This is a genomic window from Salinispirillum marinum (assembly GCF_042650105.1).
Lineage (GTDB): Bacteria > Pseudomonadota > Gammaproteobacteria > Pseudomonadales > Natronospirillaceae > Salinispirillum > Salinispirillum marinum.
On sequence record NZ_JBHSAL010000001.1, the window covers coordinates 629372 to 654855 of the forward strand.

Annotated in this window: 19 protein-coding genes; 8 read left to right on the forward strand and 11 right to left on the reverse strand. The window is 51.8% G+C overall.

The window, feature by feature from the left end:
• Positions 1–6 precede the first annotated feature (6 nt).
• On the forward strand, positions 7–1683 hold the full coding sequence (locus tag ACFOSD_RS03040) for a diguanylate cyclase (protein ID WP_380693691.1): 1677 nt from the start codon (positions 7–9) through the stop codon (positions 1681–1683).
• On the opposite strand, the gene ACFOSD_RS03045 is transcribed toward ACFOSD_RS03040, so the two are convergent.
• Positions 1677–2426, reverse strand: a complete 750-nt coding sequence (locus tag ACFOSD_RS03045) for a DeoR/GlpR family DNA-binding transcription regulator (RefSeq protein ID WP_380693688.1) — start codon at positions 2424–2426, stop codon at positions 1677–1679. The two genes, ACFOSD_RS03040 and ACFOSD_RS03045, sit on opposite strands and share 7 nt — an antisense overlap.
• Positions 2427–2554: 128 nt before the next feature.
• Here ACFOSD_RS03045 and ACFOSD_RS03050 point away from each other — a divergent pair, with 128 nt between their 5' ends.
• Genes ACFOSD_RS03050 through ACFOSD_RS03075 form a run of 6 tightly spaced genes read left to right on the forward strand, consistent with a single transcriptional unit; the run spans position 2555 to position 8329 of the window.
• Positions 2555–3526: an ABC transporter substrate-binding protein gene (locus ACFOSD_RS03050; RefSeq protein ID WP_380693686.1), complete on the forward strand. Its 972-nt coding sequence runs from the start codon at positions 2555–2557 to the stop codon at positions 3524–3526.
• A gap of 5 nt (positions 3527–3531) precedes the next feature.
• Complete coding sequence (locus tag ACFOSD_RS03055; protein ID WP_380693684.1) at positions 3532–5229, forward strand: ABC transporter permease; 1698 nt, start codon at positions 3532–3534, stop codon at positions 5227–5229.
• On the forward strand, positions 5211–6257 hold the full coding sequence (locus ACFOSD_RS03060; protein WP_380693682.1) for an ABC transporter ATP-binding protein: 1047 nt from the start codon (positions 5211–5213) through the stop codon (positions 6255–6257). The genes ACFOSD_RS03055 and ACFOSD_RS03060 overlap by 19 nt, the downstream gene beginning before the upstream one ends.
• A 1-nt stretch (position 6258) precedes the next feature.
• Positions 6259–7347 carry an MBL fold metallo-hydrolase gene (locus tag ACFOSD_RS03065; RefSeq protein ID WP_380693680.1) on the forward strand — a complete coding sequence of 363 codons (1089 nt, stop codon included), beginning with the start codon at positions 6259–6261 and terminating at the stop codon, positions 7345–7347.
• A complete protein-coding gene (locus ACFOSD_RS03070; RefSeq protein WP_380693677.1) occupies positions 7331–7876 on the forward strand; it encodes a histidine phosphatase family protein in 546 nt (181 codons plus the stop codon). Before ACFOSD_RS03065 ends, ACFOSD_RS03070 begins: the two co-directional genes overlap by 17 nt.
• Positions 7877–8329, forward strand: coding sequence for a phosphatase domain-containing protein (locus tag ACFOSD_RS03075; protein WP_380693675.1), 453 nt, complete (start codon positions 7877–7879; stop codon positions 8327–8329).
• 72 nt (positions 8330–8401) lie between these two features.
• On the opposite strand, the gene ACFOSD_RS03080 is transcribed toward ACFOSD_RS03075, so the two are convergent.
• Both ACFOSD_RS03080 and ACFOSD_RS03085 read right to left on the reverse strand, forming a co-directional pair.
• Positions 8402–8788 carry a DUF3135 domain-containing protein gene (locus ACFOSD_RS03080; protein WP_380693673.1) on the reverse strand — a complete coding sequence of 129 codons (387 nt, stop codon included), beginning with the start codon at positions 8786–8788 and terminating at the stop codon, positions 8402–8404.
• A 15-nt stretch (positions 8789–8803) separates the two neighbouring features.
• Entirely contained in the window at positions 8804–10441 is a 1638-nt protein-coding gene (locus ACFOSD_RS03085; RefSeq protein WP_380693671.1) for a methyl-accepting chemotaxis protein, read from the reverse strand.
• 198 nt (positions 10442–10639) lie between these two features.
• On the opposite strand from ACFOSD_RS03085, the gene ACFOSD_RS03090 reads away from it, so the two are divergent.
• Positions 10640–12841 carry an EAL domain-containing protein gene (locus ACFOSD_RS03090; protein ID WP_380693669.1) on the forward strand — a complete coding sequence of 734 codons (2202 nt, stop codon included), beginning with the start codon at positions 10640–10642 and terminating at the stop codon, positions 12839–12841.
• Here the strand turns inward: ACFOSD_RS03090 and ACFOSD_RS03095 are convergent.
• The 8 genes from ACFOSD_RS03095 to ACFOSD_RS03130 form a co-directional block, all read right to left on the reverse strand.
• Complete coding sequence (locus tag ACFOSD_RS03095; RefSeq protein ID WP_380693667.1) at positions 12832–13521, reverse strand: response regulator transcription factor; 690 nt, start codon at positions 13519–13521, stop codon at positions 12832–12834. The genes ACFOSD_RS03090 and ACFOSD_RS03095 overlap by 10 nt on opposite strands.
• A gap of 87 nt (positions 13522–13608) precedes the next feature.
• A complete protein-coding gene (locus ACFOSD_RS03100) occupies positions 13609–13998 on the reverse strand; it encodes a response regulator (protein WP_380693665.1) in 390 nt (129 codons plus the stop codon).
• Positions 13999–15501, reverse strand: coding sequence for an ATP-binding protein (locus tag ACFOSD_RS03105; RefSeq protein ID WP_380693663.1), 1503 nt, complete (start codon positions 15499–15501; stop codon positions 13999–14001).
• Positions 15498–17849 carry a PAS domain S-box protein gene (locus tag ACFOSD_RS03110; protein WP_380707515.1) on the reverse strand — a complete coding sequence of 784 codons (2352 nt, stop codon included), beginning with the start codon at positions 17847–17849 and terminating at the stop codon, positions 15498–15500. Before ACFOSD_RS03110 ends, ACFOSD_RS03105 begins: the two co-directional genes overlap by 4 nt.
• Positions 17850–17936: 87 nt before the next feature.
• Positions 17937–19940, reverse strand: coding sequence for a methyl-accepting chemotaxis protein (locus ACFOSD_RS03115; protein ID WP_380693659.1), 2004 nt, complete (start codon positions 19938–19940; stop codon positions 17937–17939).
• 119 nt (positions 19941–20059) lie between these two features.
• Positions 20060–21286, reverse strand: coding sequence for an ABC transporter substrate-binding protein (locus ACFOSD_RS03120; RefSeq protein WP_380693657.1), 1227 nt, complete (start codon positions 21284–21286; stop codon positions 20060–20062).
• 95 nt (positions 21287–21381) lie between these two features.
• Positions 21382–23337 carry a beta-galactosidase gene (locus ACFOSD_RS03125; RefSeq protein WP_380693654.1) on the reverse strand — a complete coding sequence of 652 codons (1956 nt, stop codon included), beginning with the start codon at positions 23335–23337 and terminating at the stop codon, positions 21382–21384.
• 5 nt (positions 23338–23342) lie between these two features.
• Positions 23343–25481 carry an alpha-galactosidase gene (locus ACFOSD_RS03130; RefSeq protein WP_380693652.1) on the reverse strand — a complete coding sequence of 713 codons (2139 nt, stop codon included), beginning with the start codon at positions 25479–25481 and terminating at the stop codon, positions 23343–23345.
• Positions 25482–25484: the final 3 nt, after the last annotated feature.

Genomic DNA, 25484 nt, shown 5'->3' on the forward strand with positions numbered 1-25484 from the left:
GCCACAATGAGCGATCAGAAATTTGACGAGATTCTGCGTCAACTCATGGATGACTATTTGGCAAAGGTACGAGACCAACTACTGCCGGACATGAAACAGCAGTGGGACTCGCTTCTATCAACATGGGATACCGAACAGTTACGCACCCTCCACCGTGCCGCGCACACCATGACGGGCACCAGTGGTAGTTACGGACTGCATGATGTAAGTCGCCTCACGCGGCGCATCGAACAGCACCTTAAACATCTGTTAACCGGGCTGGACGCGCAACCGTCACGTATTGTCGTTGATGAAATCACCCAGTTATTGCGTGAACTGAGTGCTATGGTGACCAATCATATCAGCGCTGTGCAGTCCGATGTAACGGACATAATGACAAATGACAGTCCGACCATCAGCCAACCGCAAGCCCGCGAACTGAGTGATGTCAGAGTAGGGCTGCTCGGTGACGACACCGACACCTTGGCCGAAATATGCACTGATCTGTGTCGCTTTGGCTTTCAAGCCAGGCAAATCATAGACCCCGATAAGCGGCCAGAACATGATAGCCTGGATGTCGTTGTGGTTTCCTGCACCATCCGCAACTGGTCACACTGGCGTCCCCTTGTTCGCCATTGCACGGTAGAAGGCATTCCGGTCCTGGTGAGTTCGGACAGCGAAGAGCCGAATTTCCCGTGGCGCTTGGAACTGATTCGCTCGGGTGCGTTGTTTCTTGACCCGAAAGACCTGCAAATTCTGTTGTTGGTTCGGCGACTGTACAAACTGTTAAAGTTAGATACCGAACGCCCCGTGCGTGCCATCATGTTGGATGATGACCCCGCTTTGCTGAAACGCTTTGATGTGCTGTTCAAACAATTTGGTATTGAAGCTTTGCTGTTGGACGAACCGACCGAAATATTGCATGCGGTCAGTGAGTTTACCCCGGACATTTTCATTCTTGATCTGCACATGCCCAACGTCACTGGCATTGAAGTGGCACAGATTCTGCGCCCCATGGAGCTGTTTCAAACCACGCCCATTGTCTTTTTAAGCGCCGATGAAAGTTTGGACAGCAAGCTGGCGATTGTGCGCAATCATGCCGACGACCTGCTCTCGAAAACAGAACAGCCACGTGAACTTCTTTTACAGATTGTCGACCGTGCCATGCGCGGCCGTCGCCTACGCGACTTGATGGCGAAAGACAGTCTGACCGGCCTGTTAAACCACAACCATATTTTAGACAGCGCCAACCGCCGGTTTATGCTCGCCAAACGCCAAAGCGAACCCATGGTGTTGGTCATGTTGGATTTGGATCGCTTTAAAACGGTCAATGATACCCATGGTCATGTTACGGGCGACCAAGTGCTGCTCAGCCTATCCATGTTGTTAAAAACTCAGCTACGCCAGTCCGATCTTATCGGGCGTTTTGGTGGTGAGGAATTCATGCTGGTATTAAACAACGGCAAAACGGATGATCTGGTGGCCAAGATCAACAACGTACGCGAGATGTTCAGCCAAATACCCTTCCATGGCAGTCACACCGACTTTACCTGTACATTCAGCGCTGGCGTCGCCGTGGTAGAAGATTTTGCACGCTTTGAAGATATGTTATTGGCGGCTGACAAAGCCTTGTATGCCGCCAAAGAAGGGGGGCGGAATCGGGTAGTGGTCTCTACAGAGCGAGTAGATCGGGGAGTTCAATAAAGAACCTCCACACCAGCCGCAGACAACTTGTTTAATAAATATTTGGGTGGTTTCGAATCGGTAATCAAGCAATGGCATTTTGATAAGTTATCCCACACACATCGAGATTCAGACTCGAATTTTGTGTTGTCTGCCAAGAGAATCCTGTAATGGCTGTTCAATACTAACGAGTCCAAGCTATCTATATCCTCATCGGTGAAATCAAACAAGACACCACGACGATTGATAGCAGCAACAGAAAACATACCAACATCAGCTCGATAGCGCTCAAAGAATTTCACCGCATCACCACCCACGACATCCTGGTCCCGCTTTCGAACTCTGCCCCCGGCAACCGTAATCTCACAGTCCTGGTGCGAACATAAATTGCTGACAACGTGCAGATTGTTGGTCATCACCTTTAGGCCCACAAAGTGGGTCAAGTGATTAGCCACTTCGGCGACACTTGAACCTGTTCCCATAAAAAGGGATTGATAGTCTGAAATTTTACCAGCACACAATGCAGCCATTCTTTCTTTGCCATGCAGGTTTCGAATTCGGCGCTGGTCATAACTGATATTTTCGCGATGCGGAAATGGCAAGACCTCCCCATGGTTACGCAAGATAAGCCCGCGCTCTGCCAAATAGCGTATGTCGCTGCGAACGGTTTGCACCGAAACGTCAAAATGCTTGGCTACGTCCATCACCGAAGTTTTGCCGAGCTGGTTTACCCTTTGCACAATTTCATATTGTCGTTGATTCATTGGACGGCCTCACACAGTGCAAAGATCATAAAACGAAAGTATTTTCTATTCAAACGAAAGAAAAAGGTAACCTTGGTGTAACATAACAACACTATTTTTGTCACTCCACCAACCGGGAGTACAAAAAGATGATACGTTCAAAAATGCTCATCGCATCCGTTCTTAGCGTACTGATGCCACTTGCTTCAGCAACCACAATCACCCTGTATACAAGCCAGCCAAATGTTGATGCCCAATTGACGGTTGACGCTTTCCACGCCGCAAACCCTGACATTAAAGTTGAATGGGTACGTGATGGTACAACCCAGCTCATGACAAAATTAAGAGCTGAACTCAATAGCGGTGTTGTTCGACCTGACGTTTTGCTGATTGCTGACAGTATCAGCATGGAATCGTTGCTGGCCGATGGTCATCTCCACCCTTACTTGAGCCCCTATCGCACAGCTTATGATGATTCTTTGTTCCACCCAAATGGCTACTACTACGGAACCAAGCTCATCACTACGGGTATTGTTCGCCATCAGCGAGCACCGCAGAACCCACGCGACTGGTCTGATTTAGTAAAACCCGAGTATCGCAACCAAGTCGTCATGCCTAGCCCTTTATTCTCTGGGGCTGCACTGATCCACATGGCAACACTTACTGACGACCCAAGCTTGGGCTGGGAATATTACGAAGCCTTACATGAAAATCAGGTAATGGCTCAAGGTGGCAATGGCGGCGTACTGACAGCAGTTGCCGCAGGAACAAAACCTTATGGCGTTATTGTTGATTTTCTTGCCATCCGCGAAGCGAACAAAGGATCGCCGATTGAATTCATTTTTCCTGAAAGCGGCGTAACCATGGTTACTGAACCAGTAGCCATAATGGAAGAATCCAAGAACAAACAAGCCGCCCAACGGTTTGTTGACTTCCTACTCTCCCCAGAAGGACAGCAACTGGTTCTGAATCAAGGCTACCTGCCTGGCCATAGCGACATACCTCCGCCAGCAGGCTTCCCAGCTCGGGACAGCATCAAACTGATGGCATTCGACGCGGAAAGAACCTTGAGAAATGAAGAAATAAATAAAGAGCGATTCACTGCCATATTCGAAAGGTAACATCAATGCGGCATCGTTCAGTAGACAGCCAGATATTCTGGCTGTCATTTTCACTTGCTGTTTGTATATTGGTATTCAGCGTATTACCGATAGTCAGACTATTCATAGAAACGGTTAGGTTTTCTACAGCAGATTCGCCAATAGCCAGTATATTGTCCAGCCCTCGGACATGGCGAGCCTTGTCGAACAGCTTCTATACGTCGGCACTGGGATCATTTATTGCTATGGCCCTAGGGTGCGCCTTTGCATTCTCCATGACGTTAACGAATGTTCGAGCAAAACCGTTATGGATATTCCTCTTTATGATTCCCATGATGATACCACCACAAGTTACTGCGCTAAGCTGGTTGCAATTGTTCGGCCCAGCGAGCCCTTTACTCAACAGCTTAGGCATTGCGCCAGCACTCGGCAGCCCAAACCCAATGTATTCTGCCGAGGGCATAGCTTTGTTACTGGGCATTCAAAATGCGCCACTGGTGTTCTTAATCGTTAGAAGCCAATTATTAACAATCCCTAAAGACTTAATAGAAGCCGCAACCATTGCTTCTGCATCGGGGAAGGACATCCTTTTTGGCATCATTCTACCGCTGTCGAGAAGCTCGATCGCAAGTGGAACAGCATTAGCTTTTGTGTCATCACTGGGTAACTTTGGCATACCTGCCATGTTAGGTATTCCGATTAACTATCTGGTACTTCCAACACTTATTTACCAGAGAATGGCGGGGTTCGGACAGAGCGTTCTCGGCGAAGTTGCTGCGCTATCCATGATGATTTCTGTACTCGTTCTTGTGGGTATGATCATTCAACAGACCATTCAACAAAACAGCAAATACTCCTTGATTGGCCATTCTTCCCAGACCTTTTTTATTGCGCTTGGAAAGTGGCGAAAATATGTTGAGCTATTAACCGGCGCAACAATACTCTTTGTACTTGTAATACCACTTATAGCGCTGGTCATTACATCCTTGGTGCCAGCGCTCGGTATGCCGTTGAATGCTTCAACGTTTTCATTAAATGCCTATGACGAAATGCTAAACAGACAAGGTTCAACACTAAGGGCATTCGAAAACAGTATCTTTCTTGCCACATCAGCAGCAATAGCCTTGATGATTTTTTCGTTCCCGGCGAGCTACATCATCGCAAATACTTCATCATCAATCAGAACAGCCATAGTCAGTATTATAGAAGTTCCCTACGCGATTCCTGGTGTTGTTCTTTCAATTGCATTCATACTCTTATTCGTCAAACCCATTCCAATTATTAACGTAAATATCTATTCGACATTAACGTTAATATTGCTGGCCTACATATCATGCTATATGGCCGTCGCCATGAAACCCGTGGCGACTGCGGTAGCGCAGATGGATAAGTCGCTTGAGGAAGCCGCGCAGATTTCAGGAGCCAGAACTCTAAACAGGATTGTTGATATTGTACTGCCGCTGACCGGCCCCGCGGTCTTTGCCGGAGGTTTGATGGTATTCCTGATTTCCGTGAATGAGTTGACGGTTTCTGCATTACTTTGGAGTGCCGGTAATGAAACGATTGGTGTCTTGATCTTTGGACTTGATCAAAGCGGCTATAGTGTTTTGGCCTCTGCTATCTCTGTCCTTGTCGTGCTCATGGTCATAGCGGTGATGTTAGCGCTTAGCCTACTTTCAAACAGACTTCCAAAAGGTGTCATTCCATGGCAAGACTTTCGCTAACCAACATTTCGAAAATATATAACGGCGCAAGAGTTGTAGATAAACTCAGCCTGGAAATTGAGCCCGGAGAGTTCGTATCCTTGCTTGGCCCAAGTGGGTGCGGGAAGTCTACCATACTGAGAATGATTGCTGGATTCGAACAGGTTGATGAAGGACAAATCCATCACGGCGGAAATTGTTTGTCCTCTACCCAAATTCATGTTCCGACTGAAGAAAGAAACTTCGGTATGGTTTTTCAATCATATGCCCTTTGGCCACATATGACGGTTGAGCAAAACATCGCATATCCATTAAAGATAAAAAAAATCAAAGGCGAACAGAGAACCAAGAAGGTCATTGAAGCACTTGAAATCGTGCAATTAAACGACTACGCAAAAAGGTATCCGAACCAACTCAGCGGTGGGCAGAGACAGAGAGTGGCTCTTGCTCGTAGCTTGGTGTGTGAGCCAGAAATCATACTGCTCGACGAACCACTGGCCAATCTCGACCGCCATCTTAGAGAGTCCATGGAAATTACCTTTCGTGAGTTCCATAAAAGGACAGGGGCTACCCTGATCTATGTTACCCACGACCAAACCGAAGCGATGGCCTTATCTGATCGTATAGCGGTAATAAAAGCTGGCAAAATTTTGCAATGGTCAACGCCACAGGATATATACAACAAGCCTAATACAACATGGATCGCCGATTTCATAGGCAAAGGTAGCATCACGAACGCGAACCTCACCACCTTAAAAAAATCATTGTTAAACGAAGAAGAAATCCATGGTGCCATCAATAGCCACATTGGCAACCCAAGCCATGATTATAAACTTTTGATCAGGCCACAACATATTGCAATACATGACAGTGCATCTGCATACAGCTTACCCGCTATCGCAACGGAGTGTTTATACAAAGGTGACAAGTATGAAGTTTTCTTCGAACTTTCCAGTAACGATCGAATTTTGGCTTTTTCTGACCACCCAATTTCAAAAGGAACGACAAAACATATTATCTTGAAGAGCGCGTGGCCACTGGAAATATAGCATGAATACTAGAATTAACGTTTTAAGCGGCTTTGGCAGTAAAGCAGCGGCTGCCATTCTTATCGAAATTGAAATTACTAGCACAAGCAAAAAAAGATTTCTGCTCGATGCGGGCGGAAGTTTAGAAGATTGCGCGCACAAGGGTTGGGAATTTCCGAAAGATCTTGATGCAATTATCATCACACATGACCATCAAGACCATGCCGGTGGACTATTAGATCTCAGTGACAACGATCAGGTGCCAGTGTATGCCACGCCATATGTCATCAGCAAAATTCATAAGCACTTGAATTTTAGGACGCTACCGAACAAAGGCACCATTGACATATGTGGCATTACTGTCACGACGGGAAACAATGGACATTCCTATGGCGGCGTATGGCTGCATTTAGGGATTGGTGGCGGAATCTTTTACAGTGGCGATTTCAGCCTTGAGTCAGAGTTATACAACTTTTGCTTACCACCAAAATCTGAAGTTGCTCTACTGGATGCGTCATACGGCCTATACGAAACATCGCAGCAATCAAACAAAGAACGCTTATTGAAGAGCTTAAGCAATCAAAAACCTAATCTTCTTCCTGTCCCCCAAACCGGCAGAGCACTGGAGATGGCTTACTGGTTTTCTTGCGTGAATTTAGATAACTGGGTACTGGGTGATGATTGTCTAAATCCTTCCGATGTTTATTTCGGCGACCCGTCTTTAGTGTCATCTTTAGCCTACTTGAACATGTCATTAATGCGTACAAGAAGCTTTAATGATGATGCATCGATCATTCTTTGTGGTGACCCTGATGGCTTCGGCGGGGATTCGGCACGATTACTGACGCACAAAGAAAAATACAATATTTTATATACGGGGCATTTACCTGAACATGCACGGAATGCAGTGTCTTCTAGCCTAGCAACTTTTGTGCGATGGAATGTACATCCTCGAACTGAAGACCTAAAGAAGCTCGTCAAATACCTTAACTGCAAGTACGCCATCCCACTATTTCATAACTTAGAACCCATATCAGAATGGAAAAAACAGATTGGGGATTGCATTTATAACGCCAACACATTGGATTTTACTCATGAAACTCGAACGTAAAGCTTTTGTGTTTATTCGCCATGCTGAATGCGTGCACAATGCCACTGGTTTAATTGCAGGCTGGACTGACAGCCCCTTAAGCTCTGCTGGCATACGGGAAGCAAAGAACTTAGCAAATCAAATAGACTACCCGTGGAGCATGGTATTTACGAGCACACTTCAAAGAACCGTACAAACGGCTGAGTACGCTTTACCGAATCGGTCTTTTATTTCACTCAAAGATCTCTCGGAGCGCAACTGGGGAGACTTAGAAGAAACCGCCATTCCACAAAGTGCAAAATACGAAGAAACTCCTGAGAATGGGGAATCTTGGATTGATTTTCAACAACGAATATTGCTCTCGACCAATCATATTCTAAACCAATATACTTTTCCGCTGATCATCGGACATTCCGGCACCTACCGCACGTATTACAACAGCATATTTGGTACGCCTTATTGTAAGAGAGTTCAAAACGCAAAGCCTATTCAATTTATTCCTATCGCTGGTTCAAATGAATGGGAAATTTCACCTTTTGAGGGTTTTTAAATGTCCAAGCCGGCAGTTATTGTAGATCTCGATGGCACCTTAGCACAGTTTGATCCTATTGTTGTGCATGACTGGGTATTAACCGAAAATAAGCACTGGGATAAATTTTTTGAGTATATGGAAAATGCGCCCATAATTTCGGATATTTTCCGGTTGGTGTGCATTTTGAAAGAGAGTGGACAACAGATACTGATTTGTAGTGGTAGGCCGGAGACACATCGCGCCGAATCTCTTGATTGGCTCATTGCAAACAATGTACCCCATGACGCAATCTATTTGCGACCAGACAACTCCGATCACCTGCTGGATGAAGACGTTAAGCGAGCACTGTTTGAGAAAATTCAGTCTGATGGCTTTGCTCCATGGCTGGTGTTGGATGATCGTTCGTCCGTGGTTGCCGAGTGGAGAAAATTAGGCATGACATGCCTGCAGTGTGCTCCGGGGGATTTCTAAGCCAGAACATCTAAACCCGAATATCTAAGCCATTGTTGAGAGCCATCCCACGGATGGCTCATCTATGACCTTTCAATCCTTTTGATTTGGCCGGAATATTGAAACGACCTTGGTCTTGTCGATTGCACTCTGGACGCTGATACCAGAGTTGTAGTCTTCATCCTTTCGTTCATTTACGGTGTTCGCAATGCCTTTGATGTCCTCAAAATTGGCTTGCAAGACTTTCAACCGCTCGAGCATTAAATCGGACATCGCTTTACAGACTTCTGCGGGAGAGTGCGCAGTACGGCGCTTGGCATCTAACACAAAAGCCATGCCTTGCAACCGGTGCAAGGATTCCGGTGGAGCGCTGGCCAGCAGTTGTTCCGTGTATTCTTTACGCATGGTTTCCAGCGCTTCAGGCTCTTCCCTGGCCATACGCATCAACTCGTTAAAATCCGGTATTTCGATCGGTTGCATGCTGAAACTCCTGCATCACAGGGTGAAATAGGCGGTTTTTTGATTCAGTTGATCAGCCACCTGCCGCACTTCCGTCTCCGTAACGCTGATCTCCTCAAACCCTTCACCCACTTCACGCGCGACATCGCGAATGACCGACAAATTCCGATCAATCTCGGCCGCTACTTGGCTTTGCTGTTCGGCAGCACTGGCAATTTGGGTGTTCATGTTATTGATCACCGATACAGACTCACGAATATGCTCCAAATTCGTCCGAGCTTCACTGCTCATCGCTACCGATTCATGGGCTTGGTCCAGACTTTTACCCATGACGTCCACCGCACCGGCCACGTTCGCGCGCAGTTTTTCAATCATCTGTTGGATTTGCTGTGTGGAGTCATGCGTCCTACCGGCCAGATTACGAACTTCATCAGCCACCACAGCGAAACCACGGCCTTGCTCGCCAGCCCGTGCAGCTTCTATGGCCGCATTCAAGGCGAGTAAATTGGTTTGCTCGGCAATACCGCTGATCACGTTCAGTATGCCGCCAATTTCTTCACTGTCATTCGCCACGCTGCTGACCGACTCAGATACTTCATTCAAGCGACTGGCCAGCGTTTCAATGGATTCTATGACGCGTTGCACCACAGCAGCGCCAGAATTAACCGCGGTTTCTGCATCCTGACTGGCACCGGCTGCACCCACCGCACTGTTGGCAACTTCTGCCACCGTAGCCGTCATTTCCGACATCGCGGTTGCCACCTGAACCGTTTCGTCCTGTTGGCGTTCTACCTGCGGCCGCGCTGACTCGGCACGCGCATTGAGCTGGGCACCCAAGACAGCCAAACGACTGGCGTTGGCTTGCACATCTTCGACCACGGGATGCAGGGTGTCGCGCAGTTTTTTCATGGCTTCCATAATGGAGCCTTGCGGGGCATTGTTGGGAACTGCAACCGAAAGTTCACCACGGGCAATGCGCTGGGTAATGTCCATAACGACGGATGGTTCGCCACCAATTTGCGACACCAGCCAACGAAATATCCAGAAGCCCACTGCGGCACTGATGAATAACAGTATAGCGACCATTAAGATCGAAGTCGTTCGTATTACCCCATATTCGGCTGTAGCCGATTGATATTGTTGCCCGGCAATCGTGAGTTGCAGCTCAACCAATTCAGTGATCTTGCTGCTGATCGGGTCAATGGTGTCATAGAGCGGGCCATCCAACGACTCTAGTTGCCCGGCCACGTTGCCTTGCAACCGATCCAACACGGCTAGCGCGCGTTCAATATCGACATCGGCATTTTGAAACAGTAGCTGGGCCTCATTTACCAACGCTTGCTCATCAGCGGTATGGTCTATTTGATTATAGTTCGTCCATTCTTGATCGATACGACTGGCCGCCGCACGAATATCCGCCGCCGCCTGCTCAGCGGTCACCAAACCTGCATTGGCCTTATTCACAGCATCAACGACCAGCACGGCGTAATCGTCGGCAATGGTTTTCAGTTGCTGCAACGGAATGACTCGATCCGCGTAGATGGCCTCAACATTGTGATAGATCTTACCGGCTTCATAAATTGAGAAGGTGGAATAAGCCAAGAACGCCAGTACCGGGACGGACAAAGCGATAAGCAACCGATGACGGAGCGAAAGCGTTGATTTTGATTTCATTTTGTAACCCTCGTTTAACACCGTTAATCGTAGGTTTCAAGACGGTATGATGCAATACAGTCGGGGCATGCATTGCTGCAAGTGTGATACATTTCCGATACATTCTTACTGAACGTTCAGAAAAGCATAACGATCACTAACGCGGGCTGCTATAACGGTTCTGTAGACACGCCTTATTCAGAATTACCTTGGATGACTATGACGCAACCTTTGTGGACTTCCACCGAAACTCAACGTCTGGCCGCCCTATGCCAAACCGGCCTGTTGGATACGCCGCCTGAGGAGCGCTTTGATCGCCTCACGCGCATGGCGGCGCAACATTTTGGTGTGCCCGTGAGTTTGATCAGTTTGGTAGATGCCGAACGGCAATGGTTTAAGTCCCATTTTGGTTTGGAAATATGCGAGACCCATCGCGACCATTCCTTCTGTTCACATGCCATTCAAACCGCCGAAGGCATGCAGGTTAGAGATGCGACAGAGGATGTTCGCTTCAATACCAACCCTTTGGTTACCGGCACGCCACACATTCGTTTCTACGCCGGTGTGCCTTTGTTTTATTGGCATGGTGAGCGCTTAGGTACCTTATGTCTAATTGATCACGAACCGCGTCAACTCAGCACGAATGAGTGGCAGTTTTTGGTTGATCTGGCTGCCATTGCCTCGCGCGAAATACAAGCCACACGCTACGCGGCGCTCGGTGACGAACTCACCTTGCAAACAGAACGGATGCGCACGGTGTTTAACAACATGCGTGACAGCGTGGTACTCGCTAGTGCTCAAGGCGTTGTACTCGATATCAACCACGAAACCGAAGTACTTTTTGGCTACACGCGCAGCGAATTAATTGGGGCATCCATTAACCGATTGATGCCTCCGTCGATCGCCGCCGAGCACCATCACTACCTGACGCGGGAATTCACCGGGCCGTCCAATGCCATGGCCGAAATTCCGGAGTTAACCGGAGTACGTAGCGATGGCAAAAAGTTCCCGCTGACGATTGCTTTGTCGAGCGTGCACGTCGGCGCGGAGCGCCAGTTTGTGGCGGTGATTCGTGACCTAACCGAAGAAAAAGCCGCCGCCGCCGCCATGGAGCGACTGGCATTTTACGACCCACTCACCGAAGTACCCAATCGTCGCTTGTTCCTAGAGCGCCTGAGTCAAGTAGCCAACGACTCCGCTCGTACGGGCTATTTCGGCGCCCTTATTTTGTTGGACCTCGATGACTTCAAAGTCATTAACGACAGTCGCGGTCACAGTTTTGGCGATGCCTTGCTGCACAGCCTCACCCAACTGCTTAGCCAGGCCTTGCCAGAGGGCGGACTGTTGGCACGGATCGGCGGCGACGAATTCGTTCTGGTGTTGCAACACCTGGATGACGATCGGACCACCGCGCATCAAGCCACCGAGAAATTGGTGGACAACTTACTCAAGCTTACCCGACAACCGTTAACTGTGCAGGGCGACCCCGTCACCATATCCCTCAGCTTTGGTATCACCCTATTTAACGGCCTAGACTTGAATGCCGACGACTTACTGGCCGAAGCAGACATTGCTTTGTATCAATCGAAACGCGACGGCAAAGCGCGCGCCTGCTTCTACACACCAGCCATGCAAGCCATAATGCTGGCTGAGCAAACCTTACTCGATGAACTGAAACACAGCGCCACACAGCCCCAGGACTGGCCGGTACTGCTTCAACCTCAAGTGAATACGGATGGCCAATGCGTCGGTGCTGAAGTGCTGCTGCGCTGGCAACACCCGACGCGAGGCTTATTAACACCAGACCAGTTCCTGGACCAGGCCGAACAGGCCGGATTGCTGATTCCGGTTGGCTATTTTGTACTGCGCTATGCCTGTAACTGGTTAGCGCATTGGCAGAAGAATAACCCGGACCGGACGTTCACATTGTCCGTTAACATCAGTCCAACGCAATTTCGTGACCCGATTTTGCTGCCCGAGCTGGCACGCATTATCACGGAATCGGGTGTTTCACCCACCGGGTTACAATTTGAAATCACCGAATCGGTATTGATTCATCAGTTGGATGACGTGGTGGCCACCATGATGGCGGTCAAGAAATGGGGTATTCGCTGGGCCTTGGATGATTTTGGCACCGGCTATTCATCGTTATCGTATTTACGACGACTCCCCTTAGCTGAATTGAAAATCGACCGCAGTTTCATTCGGTTTTTGGCGTCGTCCAAGCACGATCAGGCCATCGTCCATGCCATTGCGCAACTGGGCAACACTCTTGGGTTTCAAGTCTTGGCGGAAGGCATTGAAACACAAGCTCAATGGCAACGCTTAAAAGAATTCGGCTGCCAGCGCTTGCAGGGCTACTATTTTTCGCGCCCGTTAACGCCAGAAAGTTTCGCAGGATGGCTGGCAGATCAATCGTAACTGGCGACATAGCCTGCCCCGTACAGGCTACGGATATGCAGATCGACATCCGGCAATTCAGCCAGCTTGTGACGCAATCGACTGACCAACAAATCCAAGGCTCGTCCGTCAGCGTTCTGTTCGGCATTTGGCCAAACCGCCTGCACCAGCTCGTCTCGACTGACGACTTGCCCTTCATCCGCCAACAACCGCTCTAACAGATTAAATTGGTTGGCCGACAAACGACAACTCGGCCCTTGAATGGCTACGGCTTCTAGGGTGTCTGGCCGCAGCATCAACCGGCCTTGCTGGGCTGGTCCTGACCTTTGTTTATGCTGGCGCCGTAACACCGCCCGCACCCGGGCGAGCAGAACCGACTTATTGACCGGCTTGGTCACATAGTCATCGGCACCCAAGTGCAATGCATGGGCTAGGTCGTCTTCGCCGGACACCGCTGTCACAAAAATACTGGGCGGTGCATGTTCTTGCTTCACGAGTTCACGAATCAAATCCACCCCACTCATACCAGGCAGCATCCAGTCCACCAGCACGAGTGACCAATGACTTAACGACTTCGGCTGGTCGAGAAACGCCTCCGCAGATTCGAAGTGCGAGCAGGCATAGCCATAGGGGCTAAGCAGCGCAACAAGCAATTTACCCATGGCGGGGTCGTCTTCGATGATGGCCACACGTTCCGTCATAGTATTCTCGTTGTCCGTCGTGATGTTCACCACTGTAACGCGTTTGGCATGGCATTCAAACCTTGCCAAGGCGTGGCACGTTTTAACTCAGATCGCGTCCCATATTGTTTGTATCTCGGCCGCCAGTGTCATGGGGTTGAAGGGCTTGATGATGACGCCCTGCACGCCCATCGCCATCAACTGCCGCACTTCATCAGCACCGGCTTTGGCGGTCATAAACACCACAGGAATGCGTTCGGTCGTCGGTGCTTCACGCAATGCGGCGAGGGTCTGTGGTCCGTCCATACCGGGCATCATGACATCCAACAAAATCAAATCCGGCTTGAATTCGCTGACGTCGCGCAGCGCCTGTTCGCCACTGTCACACACCTGGACCTGAAAGCCCCCCACGCGCTCGAGTGTCAACTGTACCAAGCGCTGGATACTGGGATCGTCTTCAACATACATGATGCGATTTAACGGGTTCTGGGACATCATTTATTCTCCAGAAGTTACGGGAAAGACCAACCTGAACGCCGCCCCGTCGCCTTTAGGTTTCACATAATTCAGCGTGCCTGACATACCATGCACCAATTCCAGTGCAATGGCCAAGCCTAGGCCCGTACCCCCTATTTTGCGCCGGTCGGATGCATCCGCTTGCGCGAAACGTTCAAACAGACGCGGCACAAAATCCGCGGGCACCCCCATTCCATGATCACGTACACACAGGCAAATTTCATGGGTGTTTTCAACCATCGCGGTCAATTCCACCGTCGCCCCGGAAGGTGAAAATTTAATCGCGTTCGACAATAAATTATCCATAATTTGCAAGAATCGACCGGCATCCAGATTCACCTTAACCGGCGGAATTTCGCTGCTGACACGCAGACTCACGCGATGCTGTTCAGCGAATGATTGGTTATTGCGCAACGCCTGTTCCAATAAAGGTTCAACCCACTGCGGTGTCAGGTTGAAGGTGACTCGACCCGAGGTCAACCGTTCGATGTCCAGTAAATCATTGATCAAATTCAGTAAGCGGGCACTGTTTTGTTCGGCGATGGTGAGAAGTTCGGCAATGTCGGGCTGGGATACGGCACCGAAGACACCTTCATTAATCAGTTTTAATGAACCGCTGATTGCGGTAATGGGCGTACGCAATTCATGACTGACCGTAGACAAAAACTCGCTTTTCATTTGTTCTATGCGCTTACGCTCGGTGATGTCTTGAAATAAGCCATACGTGCGAACACAGCGGCCACCCTCCATGTCAGCAAAACTAATGGTACGCACCCAGCGCTCCTGCCCGCGATAGGTAATGATCGGCAGCTCCAAATCATAGGACGCACCGGTTTCCAGCAATCGCGTGTAGTGTTCGATGATCGTATCGCGCGGTGCACCGGGCGGGAAAAATTGGATGCCTTTCTCGGTCACCGGCACATAGTCTTCCGGTATTTCATGAATGGCGCGCGTCACCGGGCTCCAATATACCTGATTTTTGCGCACATCAATTTCCCATGTACCCATGCGCACCGCTTTACTGCTTCGTTCGAGCAGTTCGTTGGCGCGCGCCAAGGCAAAGGCGTTTTCTTTCTGTGCGGTGATATCCAGCAGCGACCCCATTAACGCGACGGTTTGGCCGTTTTCTTGCAGGGCCACACCTTTAGCTTCCGCCCACCGTATTGAGCCATCGGGATGAATATGGCGCAGCACAGCGCAGTAGGGTTCGCCACGCTCAATGGCTCGACGCATCAAACGGCGGAGTTCATTACCATCATCTGGATGCAAGGTATTGAGATACGTTTCTACACTGGGTGGCGTTGCACTGGCGTTCAAGCCCGCCATGGTGTATATGTGCTCCGACCAATGGGTAATTTGATCCGCTACAACATCGTATTCCCATGTACCCAACCCCGCGAGGGACAGCAAGGCATTGTGCCGCTGCTGACTGCGCATTAACGCCTTGAGCGCGGCGGAATAATTCGTTGGCTGAGCGTCGTTCATAGGGCTGACTCTCCTCCGGACACGGTCGATCCGGTAACCAAGGGCAGATCAACGTGAAAAGTAGCGCCCTCGCCGGGTACCGAGTCATACCCGATCGTACCGTGCATCAACTCCGCTAATTGTTTACAGATGGACAAGCCCAGGCCCGTGCCACCTCGACGCCGGGTATCGGAACCATCGGCTTGCGAGAACGGTTTAAACAAATGTCGGGCGAAATCCGCCGCGATACCGGGTCCGTGGTCGCGCACCCAGATACGCGCCCGGTCATCCACCGCCGCAACACCCAGGGTCACGGCGGTGCCTTCCTTGGTGAACTTCGCAGCGTTAGACAGCAAGTTGTTCAGTATCTGCATAAGTCGATATTCGTCAGCCATGACCACCAGACCAGTTGTCGGGTTTGCCAGATGCAGGGTCACTGCAAAGGTATCCGCATACAGCTGATTCTCGCGCACAGCTTTGGCCAACAAAGCATCCAGCGACACAGGTTTAAGCTGCAGGCGCATTTTTCCCGCTACCAGCTTGTCCATGTCCAATAAATCATTGATCAGTATGGTGAGTTGCTGTGCGCTCTCATGCGCCATGGCCACCATATCCAATGCCTCGGCCGGTACATCACCTAGCACACCACCCCGGACCAACCCCAACGCACCGGAAATAGAGGTCAGTGGCGTCCGCAACTCATGACTCACCGAAGATACGAATTCTTTTTTTAGACGCTCAATACGCTGACTTTCGCTGATGTCTTCGATAATAGACCACATCAATTTGCGCCCTTGACGGTCATCAATCAATACACCACTCAAGCGCACGGGGTAGCATTCCCCGGATTTATGTCGATATTCTTTTTCGACCGGGCCGTAACGCCCGTGGGTAAGCAACGCCGTGTTTATGTCGTCATCCACCTGACGATGAACCTGCGGCGTTATGTCGGCATTGGTGAGACGCAAAAATTCCCCGCGCTGATAGCCACTCGAATCGATCAATGCTTGATTCACGTCAAGAAAAGCACCACTTTCGAAGTCGTTCAACGCAATGCCCACGGGCGATAATTCAAACAGTGAGCGTAATCGTGCTTCGCTTTCCTGCAGTTCCAGCTCCGCTTGCTTCAGATCGGTGATGTCGGCATGCGTGCCGAACATCATCAACGGCTTACCATCATCCGTCCAGGTCATCACCCGACCGCGATCATGCACCCACACCCAATGCCCGTCTTTATGCTTCATACGACAGCGAATGTCGTAGAACGGGCGTTCGCCGCGGAAGTGCTCCTCGAGCTGCAACCCCGAAGCGGCCAAGTCTTTCGGGTGCGCCAAGCGCATCCAGGTATCGATGCTGACCGGCGCGAGTTCTTCCAAGGTGTAGCCCACAATATCAGCCCAGCGTTCATTGAACCGGGTTTCACCGGTTTGGACGTTCCATTCCCAAGTACCAATGTTGGTGCCGTCGAGAATGGCTTGCAATCGTTCTTCGTTCGCATTGAAGCGCGCTTGCACCAACCGCCGGGTTAGACTGCTGTGCAAAAGGAGATAGACCACCAAGGACATGGCTAACGCTAGGGCCCAACCCAAATACCGATATCGATTGTCCAACCAGCCCGACTGTACCGGGGCTGAAACGCTGAGTGTCCAAGCAACACCTTCTATTTCCAGCGGTACGTCTGCGACCACGGTAGACATGGACAGGGTAGAGCGCCAAAACGCCTCAGCCGTTGCATCCGAAGATCGGGGAATGAGCTTCATACTGAGCTGACTGTTGACGCTGTACTGTTCCAGCACGCCAAACAGTCGATCGGCATCGATGACGGTACTGACCAAACCCCAATAATTGTTTTCGATGTACACCGGGATGCGATAGACCAACCCTTGCCCGCCTTGTACCAGCGGAATCGGCCCCTGCAATAAGGGTTCTCGTGCGGCCATCAAGGCTTGCACTACAGGCCACTGACTGGGTATCTCCTGGTAGGAAAGCCCTAAAACCGCGCGATTGTCAGGCAATGGATACACCAAACTGATCCGATTGTCGGGGGCAATCGCAATGTTCCGCAAATAGCGTGATTCGGTAAATAAGGTGCTGAGCCAACCTTCCAGCTCTCGCTCGTCGACTTGCCCATTGCGGTTTATGATGTAAGAACTCAAGCCGACGGCGATGTAGATGGCCGGATAGAGTTCGCGCTCTAATACGGCGCGAACATCGCTCGCCCGTGTCACCAGTTCGCTGCGATGAATATTCAAGGCAACGGCGCGTTGGGCGCGGTAGATGACTTCCGAGATGACCAACAAGCCGGTTAACACAAGCACCGGAAGGAGAATAATGGAACGACGGGTGATCAGCATGAGCGTGCTTTGCATTGTTATATGAGTGAACTCTATATCATATTATGGAAGCGTACCACGCTGTCGTGCTTCGGATGTATATCACCCGCCATGGTCAATGCCTTAAATCTGAATATGCTCCACACTCTGGCTTAATGCGGTGGCTGAACGGTTCAATTCAGCGATGGCTTTGTCCTGCTCGCCAACCCGCACCACCACGGTATCGGCCGACTGCGCGATATCGATCACCAACGCATTTACCCCTTGAGCCACCACGCGTTGCTCGGCTGCGCCCTCTGCAATCTGTGTCGCGGCCTCTAGCACCCCGGCCAGTTGTTCGTTCATGCCCTGCAAAGACGACGATGTGCTATTGGCTTCTTCCACCACCGCATTCGCTTGCTGCCCATTTTCCTTCATGTTCGCAACCACCGTTTGTGTACGTTGTTGCAAACGCTGCACGATGCCTTCGATCTGCACCGTGGTATTCCCGGTGCGTAGCGACAACTGCCGTACCTCGTCGGCCACCACGGCAAAACCGCGCCCGTGATCGCCCGCCCGTGCCGCTTCAATGGCGGCATTCAGCGCGAGCAAGTTGGTTTGTTCGGAAATCGCCTGTATCTGGCTGACCGCGGTCGCTATCTCATCGGCCTCTTGCGCCAAGGCACCGACCGAGCTGCCGGACTCACTGAGGTTTTTTTGCAGTTCATGAATCGCGTTCAACGCACGCGCCATACTGTCGCGGTTTGTCTGCGCGGCGTCGGTTGTATGTTCAACATTGCCGCGCGAAACCTGCGCTTGTTGCGCCATGGTTTCGTTAACCTGCGCCATTTCCTCTACCGACGTGGCAGCCGACTGAGTCAGGGCTTGTTGATGCTGCAACACGGCACGGGTTTCCTGTCCGGCTTGCAACAGATGATGCATCGACCTTTGCATGGCATCGCTGCTGGCCCGAATGCGCTCCACCGTGGTACGAAAGCTGGTGCTCAGCGCAGACAAGCCTTGTGCTAATTGGCCGAATTCGTCGCGGCGGGTTTGACTCTGATCTATGGCCCGAAAGTCGCCGGCCTGCAATTGGTTCAGGCGGTGCAATAAGGCTTTTAGAGGGCGCTGAATGGAGGATGCGACGCTGATACTGACCACCACGGCGATGAGCAAACCGAACAATGCTAGGGCCACAACCACCCACTGAGTCTGCGTTTGCCGTTGCACGGCGGCGGTACGTGCGGTGGTGGCTAATGCGTCCAGCACATCGATGGCGTCTTCATATTCGTACAGCGCGGCATCAACCGCACTCTCCATGCGAGCCAACTGCTCCCGGCGCACCGCGGTTTCTTCGAGTTGCGCACGTTGCAGCGCATAAACGCCCGTTTCGTCGGCCAGCACGCGCTGCACGGCCTGGATAAAATAGTCTATTCGATCTGCAAAGGACGGTACGTCGCTGGCCAATTGCGTGAGTCCCAAGATCAGTTGTTCGCCCTGCCCTTGCTGACGCGGCTGCACAATGCCCAAATCGCCCAAGGTGTGTAACTGGGTGACGGTGTTGAGTGTTGCGCCAAATTCGATGCCGATGATGCGTAGATAATCGGCTTGGCTAGCGCTGTCAGACCGGCCCAATAATTCAGCCTCATAACGTGCATCACCCATGTCGGCGGAGAAAAACTCCCATTCGTCATTAAAGTCTTGCAAGGCTTGGGTGATGGCGGCATCGCGCGCCAAATGATTGCGCCACAACGGCAGCACGGCTTGCGCCGCCAGACGTGCTTGTTCAACCTGCGCGGTGGTTTGCGTGTAGCGCTCGGTGTCGATCAAATCGGTCAAGCGGGTTACAGTGAGCTGTTGTTGCTCAGCGTCCCAGCGGGCGGCGGCCTGTGTCATTCTATCCGCCAAACGCGTCAGGGTATCTTCATCCCGGCTGGCGAGGAACTGCGTAGCGAAACGGTTGAGCTGCAATACCTGACTGGACTGCTGGGTGAGCGAATCGCTCACCGGGGTAATGCGCTCGGTCAAGAAGGTAAACGCGGCCTTGCCTTCCGTATTGCTTTGCCAACCATAGTACGCGTTGACCAAGCCCATGACGGCCATGATGGCAAAACCGACGACCACACGCTGAACGACAGACAATGCCATGGCGTACGCCTCCTAATAATGGGTGCAAATAACGGGGAAATTAAGCAATAGGAAGCCCGAGCGGGCTTCTTAACGGCGGGCTGTATGCGCCCGCCTGTTGTCAATCGAAAGAACGAAGATCAATCGCGGTAAATACGCGCCCGTGTTCTTTCCAAACGGGTCAGAATGGCATCCAAACGATCCGGGTTGACCATGAACTCTTGGAAGCCCTGCATACCCACAGAGGCCATTTCAGGCAGGGTGTCGCGGTCGTAGAACTGCGCAGTACCGTCAGCCGCAGCCAACATGCGTGCGCCGTCTTGTAGGAAGGCATCACCAGCCACCTCAGCCTTACTGTTCGGTGCTAACTGGTTCAGGCGGCCATTCAACAAGGCTTGGTTATCGGCGCGTGCGACGAACTCCAAGAACAAGCGAGCTTCTTCTTTGTTCTTCGCACCCGTTGGCATGTGGATGGTGTCTAATGGTGCATCTTCATACATGCCAATTTCAGGGTTGATCTGCGGGAATGGGAAGAAACCGAATTCCACACCGTCCGGGAAGTTAGGCGTTAAGAAGTTACCCATCAGGTACATGGCTGCTTCGCCATTGAACAAGAAAGGTTGCGCTTCCTGCCAAGTGTAGGCTGCATGGTTTTCAATGAAGTAGCCGTTGTTGACCAGCTCACCCCAGTAGTTAAACACTTCACGCACGCCCGCGTCATCGTAAGGGATTTTGCCTTCCATCAGGTCGATGTGGTAATCCAGACCGTTAACACGCAAGTTCAGATAGTCGAACCAACCGGCTGCCGTCCACAAGAAACGTGTGCCGATGGTGATGGGTGTTACGCCATTTTCTTTCAACGTCGCATTCACTGCCATGAACTCGTCCCAGGTAGAGGGCTCGCTCAAACCGTAGCGATCAAATACGTCTTTGTTGTAGTAGATGCCCCACTGGTAGTAGGAGAAAGGCACGCCATACTGTTTGCCATCTACCGACATGGCAGGCACAACCGACGCGAAGTCTTCCAGCATGTTATTTTCTTGCCAAATGTCTGATACATCAGCAAACAAACCACGGTCTACGAAGAACTTCATACGCTCACCGGCATACCAGAACGCGATGTCTGGAGGCGAACTGGCCAACCAGCCACGAATGGCGGTTTTGTAGCCTTCTTTTTCGAAGTCGTTCCATTGTACGTCGATGTCCGGGTTTTCCGCTTTGAAGCGCTCTAACAGCTCCGCGAAAGCGGCTTTCGGTGCGGGATCAACCTGGTCCGAGTTTACGATCAGAGTGCGGGCCATGGCGCCGGTTGCAAGCAACGCGGACATAGCACCCGCGAGGGCGATTGTCTTTATTGTTTTTTTCATGTCACTGCCTTTCGTTCGTGTTGTTATAAAAGTGTTGTGTTGCGTTTACATATTTTGCGGACTGACGTCCGATTTCAGTCTCCGGAGAGCGCGGTTCACGCCTCCGAATCCATTTGCCAGACCGCCAAATCGGCCGGCAAAATCTCTTCACTGCCCAGCAAGCATTGCCCTTGTGGCGCAAACTGCACCTTGTCTTGCCCATAATTAAAGGCAAATAACCAGTTGCCCAAACGGCGCAGGCGTAACCCTTTGTGCAGCACGGTGGTGTCTATATCCGCTTGGCCTAGAAATCCTTGCAACAGGTTACGCAGCGTGTCGCCGTCCACACAGGCGGCGAGATACTGGGCATTCCCATGGCGGAACAACGCACCGTCACCATTGTCAAAGTGCAGCAGCGGCGTCAGTTCCGTCACCACGCGTTCGCGCCAGCGCACGACAGAGCCGGCGGCATCGCCTTCCAGCAGGACAGGTTCGACCACGCCATCGGGCAAGGACTCTACTTGGATGACCTGCAAGGGTAAGAGTGCTTGTAGTGGGCCGGGGGCCAAATTCTCGGGCGTACACAGACTGACCGTTTTCGAACCTGAACGCGGGCCAATGAATACCGGCGTTTGTTCCTGTGTTAACTCACCGGCCAGTGCTTCGGGCACATGCGCTTGCGCCACCATCACCACGGCACGGTAGCCTTTGATGCTGTCTTGCGGCGCTATAATGTCCACAGAAACACCCAGCTCTCGCAGGGCGGTGTAGTATTCCAGAACGGTGTCGAAATAGAGGAAATTACGCCCCTGTGGCTGGGCTTCGAACACCCATTGGGCGTGATAGTCGAACACCAGCGCCACATCAGCTTGTTGTGTTCGCGGTAAGCCATTCGCCTGCAGGCGAGCAATTTCATCGGCCACCTGACGCACTTCAGTTTGTACGGGCGCAGGCGTTGCGTTCGGTAAATCCAATCCGGCATGCATTTGTTCTTGCGCGAACGGCGCTTGCCGCCACCGGAAGTAGTTCATTGCCTCGGCACCGTGGGCGAAGCCTTCCCATGTCCACAAACGCACCATGCCCGGCTTGGGCGCCGGGTTATGGCCAGCCCAATTCACCGGGCCGGGTTGTTGTTCTTGCACCCACATGCGGCCTTTACCCACGCGGCGATACAGGTCGTGGTGAAAGCCGGCAAAATCCGGGTGCCCGGTACGCAGGTAATAGCGTTTGACTTCCGGGCTGTAGCGGCTTTGGTCAAGAAAACCCAGCGGATAACTGTCCCAAGTGGCGATATCAAGATCGTCACCTACCGGGTAGTGATCAAACTCGGTGAAACACCCCATGTAGTTGTGATGAATGTCGCGGCCGGGCGACAGGCGGCGCAAAATATCCAAGTGAATCCGGTTATATTCCACCACCATGTCGGAGCTGAACCGACGAAAATCCAAACGATGGCTCGGGTTGGTTTCCGTAACGGCCTGCATTGGCGGGTCGATCTCGGCAAAACTGCGGTATTCCATGCTCCAGAACACGTTACCCCAAGCTTCATTTAACGCCTTCACTGTACCGTAACGCTTTTCCAACCAGCCTTGAAAACGTTTTCTTGCGCAGGCAGAAAACGACAGAATGGTGTTGTGACAGCCGAATTCATTATCGGTTTGCCATACCGCTACCGCCGGGTGCTGACCGTAACGCTCGGCCATGGCGGTGACAATGCGACGGGTTTCTTCACGATAAACCGTAGAGGAGAAACAATAGTGTCGGCGTGAACCGAAACGACGGGGTTGGTTGTTTTCGTCAACCGCAAGAATATCGGGATGGCGATCAATCAACCACTTTGGCGGCGTGGCGGTTGGCGTACCCATCACCACACGCAAACCCTGTGCATGCAACACATCCAGAGCACGATCCAGCCACTCCCAGGTGAACACACCGGGTTCTGGCTCGATACGGCTCCAGGCAAACTCACCCACCCGCACATAGGTTAAGCCGAGCTCGGCCATACGGCGGGCATCGTCTTCCCATTGGGCTTCAGGCCAGTGTTCGGGGTAGTAACATGTACCGAGTTGCATGATTCTTATTGTTCCTCTATCGCAATCAACTCAAACATGAAAGCGCTTGCGGGGTCGATCACTGGCATTGCCAGCCCATGGGTCGCAAGCTGCTGTCCAGTCAATACTGTAGACCCTTCGAACCAGCTTGGCAACGTTTTCATAAGATGATTTGTAACACTCGGTAAACGTACCGGCCGAACACTATAACGCTGCTGCGCCAACAGTCCGGAAATGCGCACGGGTGCTGATACGGCACGGGCTGGCATGGCTTGTTGTGCCACGACAATATGCGCCCTTTGCTGGTCACTATGAATGACGCCATTGACCTTTACCGCCGGATCCGGGTAATCCCATACGCGACTGCAGCCTGCATGAAAGTCAGCACGACGGGATTTATGGAGCGCAATCAATTCAGCGATGTGCTGGCGCTCTTGTTCACTCAGCAGCCGCACATCCGCTTCCACGCCGAAATGCCCAAACATGGCGGTTAAGGCTCGGTACATCAAGCTGGTGTCGCGACCGGTGGTGTGACTATGAGCGGGGCCAATGTGCGCCCCCATAACTTCGGGTGGCAAGAACAGCCCAAAGCCCCATTGAATCATTTGGCGCTCGATCGGGTCGTTGCAGTCGCTGGTCCAAAACCGGTGCGTATGCTCTAGAATGGCAAAATCAATACGTGCTCCGCCACTGGCGCAGCTTTCAATTTCCACCCACTGATGGGCCGCCCGCACGCGCGCCAATAACGCATACAATGCACGTACCTGGCGCTCATACGCGGGTTGCCCTTGGGCATCCCCAGCGTGCATCAGGTCACGATTCATGTCCCATTTGACATAGCGCACGGGTAAGGCGCTGAGCACGGCGTCTAAGTGCTCGAACAAATAGTTTTGTACCTCACTCCGGGTAAGATCGAGCACCATTTGATAGCGCCCCAATGGTTGCACGCGCTCCGGCAGTTGCAACACCCATTCGGGGTGCATTCTATAAAGGTCGCTGTCCGGGTTAACCATTTCGGGTTCAAACCAAATCCCAAACTCCATACCCAAACCGGTGACGTGCTGCGCCAGTGGCAACAGACCTTGCGGGTACATGTCGGCGTCTATGGTCCAATCACCGAGACCGGCCTTGTCATCGCGCCGCCCCCGAAACCAGCCGTCATCCAAAATAAACCGTTCGACACCAATCGCTTGTGCCGCATCAGCAAGGGATTTCAGGTCGTCGGTATTGTGTTGAAAGTACACCGCTTCCCAGGTGTTCAAATGCACCGGACGAGGCTTTTCCGGCTGCGGAAACCGCAGAATATGTTCACGCACATGGCCGTGAAAGGCAGCGCGGATGCCATTCAAGCCTTCGTTAGAATAGGCAGCGTACAATCTTGCTCCGCTGTGTGAGGCACCGGGTGCGAGCACCACTTCACGCGGTTGCAAACCAATACCGGCCTGATAACGCGTGGGCTGAAAAGTATCCACCACCAGATGTTGTTGATGGTTACCACTCCACGCCACATGCAGCGCCAGCACATCGCCACGCTCTTCACTGAACGCCGGAGTGCCTAGCACCAAGCCGGGGAAATGGTCGTGCGAGGCACGGCCTTTACGGTTTTCCCAACTGTAGGTGTTCACTTGCAAGGCTTGCCGTTGCGGGGTGAATTCCTGACACCAGCGCCCGGTAAAGTGCAGCATTTCTTGCAGATGAGTAGGTACCGGCAAGGTGTTCTCCAACACCCGAACGTCCAGCGGCTCTGAGCCCGTATTAGTGAGCCGATGCTGTTGCGTCAGAAGGGGTCGTGTGGCGTCCAGCGTCAGTTCAGTCACGATCTCCAAAGCCGGTGCTGTGGCACGTTGCACAATTCGGCAGCTCAGTGCGCTGGTCTGTTCCACGCCCACGACCTGCAAATGCGGTAACCATTCGGTTGCTGTGGCTACTGCCAAGGCCGGGCGTGAAAACACCCCTTCACTCCCGGTCGGTATCAGGGCACATGGAATCGCATCATCCAAAAAGGCTTGTGGCACGGCCGCTGCAAGCGCTTGCACACTCTGCGCCAGTGCGCCTTCATCCAAGGCACCCAGCGCTGGGCCAAAGTATAGCCATGCCATAGTGCCTGCTTCATCTTCGTGCAACACGGCACTCAGTAGGCCATTGGTTAAGTGGATGGTGTTCATGTT